This is a genomic window from Stenotrophomonas sp. STEN031 (assembly GCF_056759975.1).
On the sequence record NZ_JBRREA010000004.1, the window covers coordinates 13,417 to 27,259 of the forward strand.

Here is a 13,843-nt window from a genome sequence, read left to right on the forward strand (position 1 = left end):
AGGTTCAGGGCGAGTCGAAGAACACCCGTTGCACCGCCTGACGTGCGGCATCCATCGAAAAATGCCTGGCGATGTTCGCCAGGCCGTTGTCGGACAGGCGTTGCCAGAGCGCTTCGTCGTCATAGAGCCGCAGCACGGCTGCGGCGAATGCCTGGCTGCCGTCGGCGACCAGCACATCCTGGCCATCGTGCAGGTGCATGCCCTCCACGCCACAGGTGGTGGCGACCACCGGTTGCCCATGGGCCATGCTCAGGTTGACCTTGCCCTTGACCCCGGCACCGAAGCGCAGCGGTGCGACTGCAACGCGCATGCCGGTCATGAACGGCACGACATCCGGTACATAGCCATGCACCTGTACGCCAGGGCTGCCGGCGGCCAGTGCATGGATGCTGTCGGGCACATCGGCGCCAATGCAGTGGAAGCGGATATCCGGGCGTTGTGCGTGGATCAATGGAAACACTTCGCCGATGAACCAGGTCATCGCGTCCAGGTTCGGCGGATGGCGGAAGCCGCCGACGAAGACAAGGTCATGCCGCTGTGCCCAGCGTTGGCCCGCGCCGGCAACTTCATGCAGGTTGGAGATGAGTTCCACCCGCACCTGGGGCGCGTCGGTGGCCAGTTGTTCTTTTTCCGCAGCACTGACCAACAAGGTCACATCGGTGGCCGCCATGACCGCCAACTCGCTGGCGCGGGTGCGTTCGGCACTGCGCAGCAGGCGCTGGTCGCGGGCCAGTTCGGCGCCGCGGCGCTCGCGCAGGTAGTGCAGGTCGACGGTATCGAACACGGTACGTGCCTGCGGAGCGAACTGTTTCAGCAATGGCAGGCAGGCGTTGGCAACGTGGTAGCGCACCAGCATGACCACCGCAAAACGTTTGCCGTTGTCGCGCAGCCAACTGCCCACGCGATCGAGGAAGGGGGCGTGCCAGACTTCCACGCCCATGGCCTGCAGGGTGCGACTGGCTGGACCGGCAGGTTCACCGCGGGTAGGCAGGAACACCACGTGCGCACCTTCTGCCAGCAGCATGCGGATCAGGTTGAACTGACGCAGCGAGGCCGAGTCGCGGTCGGGCTGCGGCAGGCACTCATCGATGATCAGGATCTGCCGCTGGTGGCGATGCAGCAATGCAGGTGACGGCACACTGCCGGGTGCCGGCTGGGTGGCCAGGGCGTCCCGCCAGACCTCGGCGAATACGGCTTGATTGCGGACCTGATAGGCCTTGACGCCAGTGCGGGTGTCGGTGCCATTGCTGGTGCCTTCGTCGTGCACGACGCGGCTGGCGGGCTGTACCAGCACGCGACGTCCGGCCGCTCGCACCTTGAAGGCAAGGTCGGTGTCCTCGTAGTAGGCCGGTGCATAGCGGCTGTCCAGGCCACCCAGCTCTTCGAACAACAGCCTGGGTATGGCCAACACTGCGCCGGAGCAATAGTCGGCATCGCGCAGCGCGCTGTAGCGGGGATCTTCAGCCGATTCGAAGCGACCGTAGCTCCAGCAGCTGCCATCGGCAAACACCACGCCACCGGATTCCTGCAGGCGACCATCCGGATACAACAGCTGGGCGCCGACCAGGCCGGCCTCGGGGACATGGCTGAAGGTGTCCAGCAGCGCATCCAGCCAGCCGGGCTGCGGGATGGTGTCGTTGTTGAGCAGCACCACGTAGTCGCCGCGGCTGAGCCGCAGACCATCGTTGCAGGCCGCGATGAAGCCGCCATTCTGCGCCCGCAGGTGGTAGCGCAACCCCTCGATCTGCTGCATCCAGGCCGTCGTGCTGTCGCTGCTGCCGTCGTCGATCACCAGGATCTCGCAGCTGGCGACAGGCGGATGCGCGGCCAGGGCGCGCAGGCAGGCCAGCGTATGCGCGCACTGGTTGTAGACCGGGATGACGATGCTGGCGGCCGGGCGCTCGCTGCGCGGCACGCGGAACGGTGCAAAAGGAGCGTTGTCAGGGACGTACAGCGGCTCGCGCTGGGTGGGCGGCTGGCGCCGGGTATGCACGCCCACCCGGTGCAAGGTCGCCCGCCAACCCCGGGTGCGCAGGCTGGCCAGGCCCCGGCGTATCAGGCCGACGATGCGGTTGACGGCGTAGCGCGCATCGGCCAGCGAAATCGACATTCCTTTGGAACTCCAGCTTAAGCGGGGAACTGACAGCCAACGCCCCCGGCGATGCGGCTGCGTTAGACTCATTACAAACCACATTCTCGCATCCCTGTGCCACGACGCCACGATTCCGACGAGTTCGACGACGATACCGACGGCAACAGCCCTGTGTGGCGGAGCCGCCTGATTACCTGGGGACTGGCCGCTGCCGCGTTGGGGCTGGGCTTCATGATTCCCTATACGTTGTACCTGAACAGTCAGGTCAGCCAGCGTTTTGGTGAGCTGCGTTGGCAGATCCCGACCCGCGTCTATGCGCGCCCGCTGGTGCTCAGCCCGGGGACGGCGATGAACGCCAATACCCTGAAGACCGAGTTGGCGGCATCCGGTTACCGGGATGATGGCGCCGGCAACAGCCCCGGCACCTACAAGGTGCAGGGCGGCAGTTTCAGTATTTCCAGTCGCGGCTATGTCGACGTCGATGGCAACGTCGCCGCGCGCAAGGTGGACGTGGTCGTGTCGGGTGGACAGGTGGCCTCCCTGCGTGATGCCGGCAGCCGCAAGGCGCTGAAGGCTGCGCGGTTGGATCCGGCGCGTATCGCCACCTTGTACGGGCAGAAGCAGGAAGAGCGCCGGCTGGTGCGCGTGCGCGAAGTGCCGGAACTGCTGGTCACCGGCCTGCAGGCGGTGGAAGACAAGGATTTCGCTCGCCATCACGGTATCGACCTGAGCGGTATCGCACGTGCGGTCTGGGTGACCATCCGCAGTGGTGGTGAGACCCGGCAGGGCGCCAGCACCCTGACCCAGCAGCTGGCCCGCAGCGGCCTGCTTGGCATCGGCAAGGAGCAGACGCTCACCCGCAAGTTCAACGAGGTGTTGTACGCGCTGATCATGGAGGCGCGCTACGACAAGGAAACCATCCTTGAGGCCTATCTCAACCAGGTCTACCTGGGCCAGCGTGGCAAGCAGGCCATCCACGGCGTCTCCTCCGGTGCCGAGTTCTGGTTCGGCCGCGACCTCAACGCGTTGAGCAGCGAGCAGATCGCGCTGCTGATCGGTCTGGTAAAGGGACCGTCGTTCTACGACCCCCGCCGCAATCCCGAGAACGCGCTGGATCGCCGCAACTTCGTGCTGGGCAAGCTGCACGAGAACAAGCTGATCGATGACGCCGAGTACCAGCGTGCCCTCAAGGCACCGCTGGGTGTGTCCAAGACCGCGGGTATTGCGGCGGCAAACCGCTTCCCGGCCTATGTCGACCTGGTCCGTCGGCAGTTGGGCAACGACTATCCGGAAAGCGTGCTGCAGGGCGCCGGCCTGAACGTTTTCACCGGCATGTCGCCCTCGGCCCAGGCCTATGCCGAGGGTGCGGTGGCACACACCATCAAGGCGCTGGAGAACAAGCGTCGCCCGGAGCTGCAAACCGGCCTGGTGGTCACCGACGTCCACAACGGTGACGTGCTGGCCGTGGTCGGCAGCCGCGATGTCTCCGAACCCGGCTTCAACCGCGCCATCGAGGCGCAACGGCCGGTGGGTTCGCTGCTCAAGCCCTTCGTCTATCTGCTGGCGCTGGCCCAGCCGGACCGCTTCTCGCTGGCCAGTTGGGTGGATGACTCGCCGGTCACGGTCAAACTCAGCCGCGGCCGCAACTGGACGCCTGGCAACGCTGACAACCGCAGCCACGGCACCGTGCGGTTGATCGATGCGCTGGCCCGCTCCTACAACCAGGCCACCGTGCGCGTCGGCATGCAGGTCGGGCCGGAACGGCTGACCCAGCTGATCAATGTGCTGGCAGGCCTCAAGGCGGAGTCCAATCCGTCGGTGATCCTTGGCTCCACCGACCAGAGCCCGTATGGCATGGCCCAGCTGTACCAGTTCCTTGCCTCCGGCGGCGAAATCCAACCGTTGCATGCCGTGCGTGGTGTGGTCGATGCGCAGGGCAAGCTGCTCAAGCGTTACGACAAGAGCCCGGCACCGGCACAGGAGGGCGACTCGATCGCAGCCAACCTGATCAGTGTCGGTCTGCAGCAGGTGGTCTCCAGTGGTACTGCTTCGGGCTTGAACGCCGCAGGCCTGTCGCGGCTGCAGGCAGCCGGCAAGACCGGTACTTCCAACGACGGCCGTGACAGCTGGTACGCCGGCTATACCGGCGATCATCTGGCGGTGATCTGGATGGGCAACGACCAGAACGAGCAGACCGGCCTGTTTGGTGCTTCCGGCGCGATGCGGGTGTGGTCGGGAATCTTCCGCAACCTGCCCAGCAAGGCCCTGCATGTGAACAACAAGGGCCTGGACTGGCAGTACGTGGAAGCGGCGGGCAGCAATGCTACCGACGAATCCTGCCCGGGCGCGCGTCGCTTCCCGTTTGTGGTTGGCTATGCCCCGCAGTACGTGCCGTGTGCACTGCCGGCCGAAGTGCCGTTGGAAGACGGCGGCGAAGGCACGCAGGAGCAGTCCGGCGGCGGTTGGCGTGGCTGGCTGGGCCTGGATCGCAAGGAACCTGAACCGGCTGCGGCCCCCGCTGCGCAGACGCCTGCGCGATAATCCAGTCCATGAACACGAAGTCCTTGATCCGCTATGCGTTGGTTGCTGCTGCAGCCTCCTTGTCACTCGCCGGCTGTATCAGTGCGCCTCCGGCCAAGCCGGCGGTTATTGACACCACCACGCCGGCACAGCGCCTGGCAGCGGTGGATGCCATTGCCGGCGTCGACGACACCGAGTTGTCGGTGCAGCCGCTGCGCGATGCACAGGTGGACGATCTGCGCCAGGCCGCCATCGCCAAGCGCAAGGCCGGGGATCTGGCTGGCGCAGCCGAAGCCTTGAACGAGGCGCTGCTGCAGGTGGCGGACGACCCGGGCATCCTGCAGGAGCGGGCTGATGTTGCCCTGTTGCAGGCCGACTGGCAGCGCGCCGAGACCCTGGCCAAGAAAGCGCTGGATCTGGGTTCGCGCACCGGTCCGCTGTGCCGCCGCCATTGGGCGACCATCGAACAATCGCGCCTGGCCCGTGCCGAAAAGGAAAACGCCGTCTCCGCGCACGCGCAGATCGAAGGCTGCACGGTGCCGGGAATCAAGCGTTTTTGATTTGTGCCGGGAATCGGGAGTCGGGAATAGGGAATCGATAAGCCTGAGCGCTGGGCGAAGGTGGACGCCGCCATTGCCGTGGCGCGATCAAGGTTCCGAGTGCGGTTCATCCCCGTTCCCCGTTCGCGATCCACCATTCCCAACGCTCAAGCCATGTCCTCCCTAGTCACCGCCAGCTGCGAAGCACTCAGTGAAGGCGGCGCGCTTGCGCGCCAGCTTGATGCCTTCGTGCCGCGGCCCGCGCAGTTGCGCCTGACCGGGGCAATCGCCGAGACCTTGCAGCAACGCGATGTGTTGCTGGCCGAGGCCGGCACCGGCACCGGCAAAACCTATGCCTATCTGGTGCCGGCCTTGCTGTCCGGTTTGAAGACCATCGTCTCCACCGGTACCCGCGCGCTGCAGGACCAGCTTTACCACCGCGATCTGCCGCGCGTGCGCGCCGCATTGGGCGTCGGTCATCGATCCGCGCTGCTGAAGGGGCGGGCGAACTATCTGTGCCGCTACCGCCTGGACCAGGCACGCGGCGAGCCGCGCTTCAGCTCGACCGAGCAGGTAGCGCAGTTCCAGCGCATCCTCACCTGGTCCGGCCGTACCCAATACGGCGACATGGCCGAGTTGGATGGATTGCCTGACGATTCGCCGCTGCTGCCGATGGTCACCTCGACCGTGGACAACTGCCTGGGCAGCGATTGCCCGTTCTGGAGCGATTGTTTCGTCGTGCAGGCGCGGCAGCGGGCGCAGGAAGCAGACCTGGTGGTGGTCAACCACCATCTGCTGCTCGCCGATCTCGCACTGAAACAGGAGGGCTTCGGCGAAATCCTGCCCGGTGCGCAGGCTTTCGTCATCGATGAGGCGCACCAGCTGCCCGAGCTCGCCGCCAACTTCTTTGGTGAAGGGTTCGGCATGCGTCCGTGGCAGGAGCTGGCACGCGATTGCCTGGCCGAATGCCGCAGCGTCGCGGGTGCGCAGGCTACCCTGCAACAACCGGTGGCGACGCTGGAGTTGGCCCTGCGCGAACTGCGCGAGGCAATGGAGAAACTGCCGCAACGCGGAACCCGCTGGCGCGCCCTGGCAGTGCCGGCGGTAGCCGAAGGCTTTGATGCGGTTGCTGCGGCGATGGCGCAGCTGCGCGATGCATTGAGCTTTGTGCGCGAGGCCTCACCCGGACTGGATGCCTGCCATGCCCGCGCGCTGGAAGGCGTGTCACGGCTGTCGCGATGGTTGGATGACGGCGACGGTGGCGCGGTCGATGCGTGGGATATCGATGAGGTCGCGGTCGCGCCGGGAGAGGAGGCGACGCCGGCGTTGCCAGCGGGAAGTGACTCGCTGTTTCCCGTCGATGATGGCAACGATGTGCTGTGGTACGAGCTGACCCCGCGTGGCTTCCGCTGCCAACGCACGCCGATGGATGTGTCTGGTCCGCTGCGCGAGCACCGTCTGCGCTCGATGGCGGCCTGGGTGTTCACCTCGGCCACGCTGACCGTGGATGGCGGCTTCGACCATCTGGCCAAACGCCTGGGGCTGGATGACCCGGATACGCTGGTGCAGCCCAGTCCCTTCGATTGGCAGCAGCAGGCCCTGTGCTATCTGCCCCAGCAGCTGCCCGATCCGGCGGCGCGTGGTTATGGCGCTGCTTTGATCGCCACCTTGCGGCCGGTGCTGGAAGCCTCGCAGGGCAGGGCATTCCTGCTGTTTGCCTCGCACCGGGCGCTGCGTGAGGCCGCCGATGCGCTGCGCGATGGGCCATGGCCGCTGTTCGTGCAGGGCGAAGCGCCGCGCGCCAGCCTGCTGCAGCGTTTCCGCGAGTCCGGCAATGGCGTGCTGCTGGGCGCGGCCAGCTTCCGCGAAGGCGTTGACGTGGTGGGGGACGCGCTGAGCGTGGTGGTCATCGACAAGCTGCCGTTTGCCGCACCGGATGATCCGGTGTTCGAAGCGCGGCTGGATGCGATCCGACGCCAGGGTGGCAATCCGTTCCGCGACGAGCAGCTGCCGCAGGCGGTGATCGCGCTCAAGCAGGGCGTGGGCAGGCTGATCCGCAGCGAGACCGACCGCGGCGTGCTGGTGCTGTGCGACCCGCGGCTGCTTTCGCGCGGCTACGGCCGCATCTTCCTGGATTCACTGCCGCCCTTCCGCCGTACCCGCGCATTGGCCGATGTGCAGGCCTTCTTTGCGCGACAATGGGCGCCGGAGGCGGATTCCGCCAGCGCGACGGCCTCGACCGACGCTGGTTCCGAAGCGCCACCGTTCTCCCTTTCCTGATGTGATGCCATGAAGCTGCTTGCCTTTGAAACCGCCACCGAAGCCTGTTCCGTCGCCCTGTATGTGGATGGGCAGGTATTGGAGCGGTTTGAAGTAGCGCCGCGCCGCCATGCCGAGCTGAGCCTGCCGTGGGCAGAGCAGTTGTTGGCTGAGGCGGGTATCAACCGCAGCCAGCTCGATGGCATCGCCTTGGGCCGCGGTCCCGGCGCGTTCACCGGCGTGCGTCTGGCCATTGCCATCGCCCAGGGCATTGCCTTGGCACTGGACCGGCCCTTGCTGCCGGTATCGACCCTACAGACCTTGGCACTGCGTGCACCGGCCGACGCGCCACGCGTATTGGCCTGCATCGATGCGCGCATGGGCGAGCTTTACGCAGCGCGTTATCTGCGTGATGCTGATGGCGAGCTGCAGTTGCAGGAGCGTGAGCTGCTGGTCGCGCCGGAGTATGTACAGCTGCCGGCCGATGACAGCATCTGGGCCGGTGTTGGTACTGGTTTCGCGGCGGGTGAGGGTGTGTTGAGCGCGCGCCTGCAGCCACGCCTCAGCAGCGTGGATGCGCAGGCCCTGCCCAGCGCTGCCGATGTGCTGAAGATCGCGGTACCGGCAATGCTGCGTGGCGAAGCGATCGCCCCGGAGCTGGTGCAGCCGGCTTACCTGCGCGACAACGTCGCGCTGACGCTGATCGAACAGCAGGCGCTGCGCGATTCCAAGCGTTGAAGCGGTCGTGGGGTGTGATGGTTGTGGGAGCGGTGTAAACCGCCAAGCTCATGGACCATCAGATGGCGATCAGCATGGTAGTTCGGGCGTTGCCAGCTTCGCTGCTTACGCCGCTCCCACAAAACCAACATACAGGACTGGTTGCTCAACGATCGTCGTGCAACTGCCCGCCGGGCAGGAACATCCAGGTGCGGGTGACCTGCAGGATGTCGATATCGTCGCTGGTTTCCGGCAATGCCGGGAACGGCTGCGCCTGCTCGATCACACGCAGGGCGGTGGCGTCGAGCAAGGGCACGCCGCTGCTGCGCAGCACGCGGCTGCTCTCCACGCTGCCATCGCGGCGCACGCCGACGGTGATGACCACCTGGCCGGCAAGCCGGCGCTGGCGTGCTTCGTCGGGGTAGTTCAGGTTGCCGACGCGTTCGGCGCGGTCGACCCAGGCGCGCAGATAGTTGGCATAGGCGTATTCGCGGGTGCTGGCCGAGACGAACTTGCGGTTGGGACGCTTGGCGTACTGCTCCGAGCGCAGATGCACCTCGGCGGCCAGGCGTGCCATTGCCGCGTCGCGCTGTTCGCGCGCGTTCATCGGCGCGTTGGCATCGGGACGATCCGGCAGCGGCTGGGTCTGGGCGGTCGCAACCGGGTCCTTGCCCTGGGTGCTGGTGATGATGCGTGCCTGCGGTGGCGGTGGTGCGGCTGCACTCTGCGCCTGCAGCGGTACCGGTGCCAGGCCGTCCTGCAACTGCGGCACGATGCCGGCCTGGGCGTCGCGCGGACGCTGCGCCTTGTCGTGGTCACCGCCGCCCTGCTGGTTGGCCTGGGCCAGGAAGTCGGCCTGTTTGGGCGTGAGCGGGGTGCTGGTCTGGCTGAAGATCACGTCCAGCGTCGGCACCAGCGGGGCGTTGTCGCTCACCGCGAAGCCCACCCCGAGGATCAACAGGCCATGCACCAGCGTGGACAGCACCAGGGTGGCGGTCAGGCGTTGCTGTTCGGTTGCCCGCGGTGCGGCGGGCAGGACATCAGGCTGGGAATACATCAGGCCGCGTCAGCTTCAAGGGCATCAAACAGCTGGCCGGCGATGTTCAGGCCGTACTGTGCATCGAGTTCGCGCACGCAGGTGGGACTGGTGACGTTGACCTCGGTCAGGTAGTCGCCGATCACGTCCAGACCGACGAAACGCATGCCGCGGCGTTTCATCTCCGGGCCGACCTGGGCGGCAATCCAGCGGTCACGTTCGCTCAGCGGACGGCCTTCGCCGCGGCCGCCGGCGGCCAGGTTGCCGCGGAATTCGTCGCCCTGCGGAATGCGCGCCAGGCAATAGTCCACCGGTACACCGTCGATCAGCAGGATGCGCTTGTCGCCGGCGCTGATGTCGGGGATGAAACGCTGTGCCAGCGCCAGGTGGCGGCCGCCGTCGGTCAGCGTCTCGAGGATGACGTTGAGGTTGGGGTCGCCGGTGCCGCTGCGGAAGATCGAACGACCGCCCATGCCATCCAGCGGCTTCAGCACGGCCTGGCCATGTTCGAGCACGAAGGCCTTCAGTTCGCGGGCATTGCGACTGACCAGGGTCGGCGGGCAGCACTGCGGGAACAGCAGCGCGGCCAGCTTCTCGTTGAAGTCGCGCAGGCCCTGCGGGTCGTTGACCACGCTGGCGCCGGCCTGTTGGGCGATGCCGAGGATATGGGTGTCATACAGGTACTCGCCGTCGAACGGCGGGTCCTTGCGCATCAGCACGATCTGGCCGGGGCCGAATACCAGGGGGGCGAATTCGCCCAGGCTGAACCAGCCTGCCTTGTCGTCGCGCACCTGCAGCGGGGCCGCCTCGGCCTGGGCCTGGCCACCGTGCAGCGACAGCCCGCCGGGGCGCACATAGTGCAGGCGGTGGCCACGACGCTGGGCTTCCAGCAGCATGGCGAAGGTGGTGTCCTTGGCGATCTTGATGTCGGCGATGGGGTCCATCACCACGATGACGTCTAAAGGCATGACTTGAATCCAGCAGATCTGGACGAGGATGTTAGCGGTTCGGGGCAGGGCCGCACAGCGCGGAAAGCGGAACGCTGAGGCTGAATGGCGTTGCGCTTTTATTGCGAACCCGGTCACATTATTTTGGCGATCGGCCAAGTCCTGCGGGCATCGCTTGACAGTTCGCGGCTGGGCTGGGATATAGATGCGCTTTCGCGGCAATATCGCGTTTGATATCGGTCGCGCGTTCGGGGAACAAAAATGGTTGAAAACATGGCTGCGGGTGGGGAACTCGCAGGGCTGAAGGTGATGGTGATCGATGATTCGAAGACCATCCGACGTACGGCTGAAACACTGCTCAAGCGTGAAGGTTGTGAGGTCGTGACCGCCACTGACGGTTTCGAGGCATTGGCCAAGATTGCCGACCAGCAACCGCAGATCATCTTCGTCGACATCATGATGCCGCGTCTGGATGGGTATCAGACCTGCGCCTTGATCAAGGGCAACCAGCTCTTCAAGTCGACACCGGTGATCATGTTGTCATCCAAGGATGGCCTGTTCGACAAAGCCCGTGGCCGCATCGTCGGCTCCGAGCAATACCTCACCAAGCCATTTACCCGCGACGAACTACTAGGTGCCATCCGCACATACGTCAACGCCTGACCAGGGGGGAAAGGCAAAAATGGCTCGAATTCTTTTGATCGAGGACTCACCGACCGACAGGGCGGTGTTTACGCAATGGTTGCTCAAGGCAGGGCACGAGGTGTTGTCGGCTGACAATGCCGAGGACGGCCTGCAGATTGCCCGTGAGCAAGGGCCGCAGCTGGTGCTGATGGACGTGGTGTTGCCGGGCATGAGCGGTTTCCAGGCGACCCGCGCGCTGTCGCGTGACGAGGCCACCCGTGCCATTCCGGTGCTGATCGTCAGCACCAAGGGCATGGAAACCGACAAGGCCTGGGGCATGCGCCAAGGCGCCAGCGATTACATCGTCAAGCCGCCGCGCGAGGATGATCTGATCGCGCGGATCAACAAACTGGTGGGTTGATGCGTTCTCCATTCGACATCCTTGAAGCCTACGAACGCCGCAGTCTGGCGCACGCGGTACAGTTGCCCGAGCGCAGCTTTTCGCAGGATGTCTGGCGTGGCGTGGGCTACCGCGTTGGCAGCCGGCATCTGGTCTCGGATTTCCGCGAAGTGGTGGAAATCGTGCCAATGCCGCCAGTGACTCCGGTTCCCGGCGCGCAGTCCTGGTTGCTGGGCGTGGGCAACCTGCGTGGCAACCTGTTCCCGGTGGTGGACCTGAAGAACTTCCTGGAAGGTGAGCGCACCGCGCCACAGGAAGGCCAGCGCGTGTTGATCATGCGCCAGAGCGGCGGCGACGTGGCACTGGTGATCGACGAGTTGTATGGCCAGCGCAGCTTCGAGGCGTCGATGCAGGTGCCTGCCGGCGATATCGCGCAGGGCCGTTACACGCATTTCGTCGAGCGAGCCTTCCATGATGAGGGCCGTGACTGGGGCGTTTTCTCGCTGTCACTGCTTTCCCGCACCCCTGAATTCCGGCAAGCGGCCGCCTGATCGGCACGCTTGCCTCTTCGTATTGAGACCGAGGTCGAACGATGAGTACTGCTCCTGAAGCCGCCAAGGCCGGCAAGCTTGGCAACGTAAGCACCAACTTCTGGTTGGGCTTGTTGGTACTCTCGATGGTCGTGTTCGGTGCCAACACCGGCGTGGCCACCTGGCAGGGCAGTCGCCTGGCCGGTGCCAGTACCGGCGCCGCCGATCTGCAGGTGCTGTCGCAGCAGCTTGCCAACCAGGGCCGTGAAGCCGTGGCCGGTAGCCGTGAGAGCTACGCCGCGTTCAAGGACACGCGCAGCAAGGTGGAAAGTACGGTCAGTGAGTTGCAGGGCCGTTACGGCAACGAGAGCGGCGTGTCCGGTCCGTTGGGTGCGCTGGTCGATACCTGGAAGCCGCTGTCCAAGAACGCCGAGCAGATCGTCGCCTCCGAGCCGGCCGTGCTGGCGCTGGCCGGTAACGCCGACAGCTTCGTCGGTGCGGTGCCGCAGCTGCAGGCGCAGTTGAACGAAGTGGTGCGTGCGATGACCGCCGGTGGTGCCCAGTCCTCGCAGGTCTACAACGGCCTGCAGCAGGTGGTGGTGGTTGGCACCATGGCCCGTCGCGTGACCGAAATCCGCGCAGGTGGTCCTGGCGCAAGCGGCGCCGGCGACGCGCTGGCACGCGACATGGTGGTGTTCACCCAGGTGCTGGAAGGCCTGCGCAACGGCAATGAGGAAATGGGCATCGCCGCCGTGCGCAACGCCAACGCCCAGGTTGCGCTGGAACAGTCCGCCAACCAGTGGGCAAAGATGAAGAAGGACGCCGACGCCATCCTGGCCAGCTCGCGCAACCTGTTCGCCGCACAGTCCTCGGCCGCCGCACTGGCGACCGGTTCGGACAAGATGCTGGAGCGCAGCCGCAAGCTGTTCGATGCGTTCTCGGCCTTCGGTTCGGCCCGCGATACCCGTATCTTCCCGAACTTCTGGTGGAGCGTGATCTTCGGCGGCCTGTCGGTGCTGTCGATCATCGGCTTCGTCTGGAGCACGGTGCGTACCCGTTCGCGTGAGCAGGACGTGCGTTACCAGACCCAGGTGGAATTCAACAGCCGCAACCAGCAGGCGATTATGCGTCTGCTGGACGAAATCAGCTCGCTCGGTGAAGGTGACCTGACGGTGAAGGCCTCGGTGACCGAGGATATGACCGGCGCCATCGCCGACGCTATCAACTACGCCGTGGACGAACTGCGCCACCTGGTGACCACCATCAACGACATCTCCTCGAAGGTGGCGGTGTCGGCACAGGAAACCCAGGCAACGGCAATGCAGCTGGCCGAAGCCGCAGGCCACCAGGCCGACGAGATCACCAGTGCCTCGGACCGTATCGGCGAAATCGCCACCTCCATTGAGCAGGTGTCGCGCAACTCCACCGAGTCGGCCGAAGTGGCACAGCGCTCGGTGGTCATCGCGACCGAAGGTGCCGGCGTGGTGCGCCAGACCATCCAGGGCATGGACCAGATCCGCGACCAGATCCAGGAAACCTCCAAGCGCATCAAGCGCCTGGGTGAGTCCTCGCAGGAAATCGGCTCGATCGTGGAACTGATCAACGACATTTCCGAGCAGACCAACATCCTGGCATTGAACGCGGCTGTGCAGGCAGCCTCGGCCGGTGAGGCCGGTCGCGGTTTCGCTGTGGTGGCCGACGAAGTGCAGCGCCTGGCAGAACGTACCTCCGGCGCAACCCGCCGAATCGAAGGTCTGGTGCAGGCGATTCAGGCCGATACCAACGAAGCCGTCACCTCGATGGAACAGACCACCGCCGAAGTGGTGTCCGGTGCGCGCCTGGCCGAGGACGCCGGTACCGCGCTGACCGAAATCGAGCGCGTGTCCAACGCACTCAATAACTTGATCAAGAGCATCTCCATCGCCGCCAACCAGCAGGCCTCGGCAGCTACCGACATCACCCAGACGATGGGCGTGATCCGGCAGATTACCGGCCAGACCTCGCAGGGTGCCGGGCAGACCGCCGACTCGCTGGGTCAGTTGAACCAGTTGGCGGCAGAGCTGCGCCGCTCGGTGGCCGACTTCAAGTTGCCGGCCTGAGCGGACTGATCGGGCGGGGATGCAAAGGAATCAGCAGATGAAGTTTCGTCACGACGCAACGCAGGGCCGCCCGGACGGCA

11 protein-coding genes are annotated in these 13,843 nt (G+C 65.5%); 8 read left to right on the forward strand and 3 right to left on the reverse strand.

Annotation, left to right across the window (positions count from 1 at the left end; all coding sequences use genetic code 11):
* Positions 1-4: 4 nt before the first annotated feature.
* Positions 5-2,110, reverse strand: a complete 2,106-nt coding sequence (locus ACVOLQ_RS02555; protein ID WP_481526964.1) for a glycosyltransferase — start codon at positions 2,108-2,110, stop codon at positions 5-7.
* Positions 2,111-2,206: 96 nt separating this feature from the next.
* Between ACVOLQ_RS02555 and mrcB the strand changes: the two genes are divergently transcribed.
* From mrcB to tsaB, 4 genes are all read left to right on the forward strand, one after another.
* The gene (gene mrcB / locus ACVOLQ_RS02560) at positions 2,207-4,633 is read left to right on the forward strand and encodes a penicillin-binding protein 1B (protein ID WP_481526965.1); all 2,427 of its coding nucleotides are present in this window, start codon (positions 2,207-2,209) and stop codon (positions 4,631-4,633) included.
* 8 nt (positions 4,634-4,641) lie between these two features.
* Positions 4,642-5,172 (forward strand): tetratricopeptide repeat protein, encoded by a 531-nt coding sequence (locus ACVOLQ_RS02565; RefSeq protein WP_481526966.1) that lies wholly within the window; start codon positions 4,642-4,644, stop codon positions 5,170-5,172.
* A gap of 153 nt (positions 5,173-5,325) precedes the next feature.
* The gene (yoaA, locus tag ACVOLQ_RS02570) at positions 5,326-7,431 is read left to right on the forward strand and encodes a DNA repair helicase YoaA (RefSeq protein ID WP_481526967.1); all 2,106 of its coding nucleotides are present in this window, start codon (positions 5,326-5,328) and stop codon (positions 7,429-7,431) included.
* Between the two features lie 9 nt (positions 7,432-7,440).
* Positions 7,441-8,148 carry a tRNA (adenosine(37)-N6)-threonylcarbamoyltransferase complex dimerization subunit type 1 TsaB gene (tsaB, locus tag ACVOLQ_RS02575; RefSeq protein ID WP_481526968.1) on the forward strand — a complete coding sequence of 236 codons (708 nt, stop codon included), beginning with the start codon at positions 7,441-7,443 and terminating at the stop codon, positions 8,146-8,148.
* A gap of 145 nt (positions 8,149-8,293) precedes the next feature.
* Here the strand turns inward: tsaB and ACVOLQ_RS02580 are convergent, their stop codons facing one another.
* Both ACVOLQ_RS02580 and gshB read right to left on the reverse strand, forming a co-directional pair.
* Positions 8,294-9,184 carry an energy transducer TonB gene (locus tag ACVOLQ_RS02580; protein ID WP_481526969.1) on the reverse strand — a complete coding sequence of 297 codons (891 nt, stop codon included), beginning with the start codon at positions 9,182-9,184 and terminating at the stop codon, positions 8,294-8,296.
* Positions 9,184-10,131 (reverse strand): glutathione synthase, encoded by a 948-nt coding sequence (gene gshB, locus ACVOLQ_RS02585; RefSeq protein ID WP_313172884.1) that lies wholly within the window; start codon positions 10,129-10,131, stop codon positions 9,184-9,186. The genes ACVOLQ_RS02580 and gshB overlap by 1 nt, the downstream gene beginning before the upstream one ends.
* A 240-nt stretch (positions 10,132-10,371) precedes the next feature.
* Between gshB and pilG the strand changes: the two genes are divergently transcribed.
* The 4 genes from pilG to ACVOLQ_RS02605 are packed head-to-tail and all read left to right on the forward strand — an operon-like array spanning position 10,372 to position 13,763.
* Positions 10,372-10,773 (forward strand): twitching motility response regulator PilG, encoded by a 402-nt coding sequence (pilG, locus tag ACVOLQ_RS02590; protein ID WP_057628851.1) that lies wholly within the window; start codon positions 10,372-10,374, stop codon positions 10,771-10,773.
* Positions 10,774-10,792: 19 nt separating this feature from the next.
* Entirely contained in the window at positions 10,793-11,155 is a 363-nt protein-coding gene (locus tag ACVOLQ_RS02595; RefSeq protein ID WP_303747144.1) for a response regulator, read from the forward strand.
* A complete protein-coding gene (locus ACVOLQ_RS02600) occupies positions 11,155-11,685 on the forward strand; it encodes a chemotaxis protein CheW (RefSeq protein ID WP_313172885.1) in 531 nt (176 codons plus the stop codon). Before ACVOLQ_RS02595 ends, ACVOLQ_RS02600 begins: the two co-directional genes overlap by 1 nt.
* A gap of 41 nt (positions 11,686-11,726) precedes the next feature.
* Positions 11,727-13,763, forward strand: a complete 2,037-nt coding sequence (locus ACVOLQ_RS02605; protein WP_313172886.1) for a methyl-accepting chemotaxis protein — start codon at positions 11,727-11,729, stop codon at positions 13,761-13,763.
* Positions 13,764-13,843 lie beyond the last annotated feature (80 nt).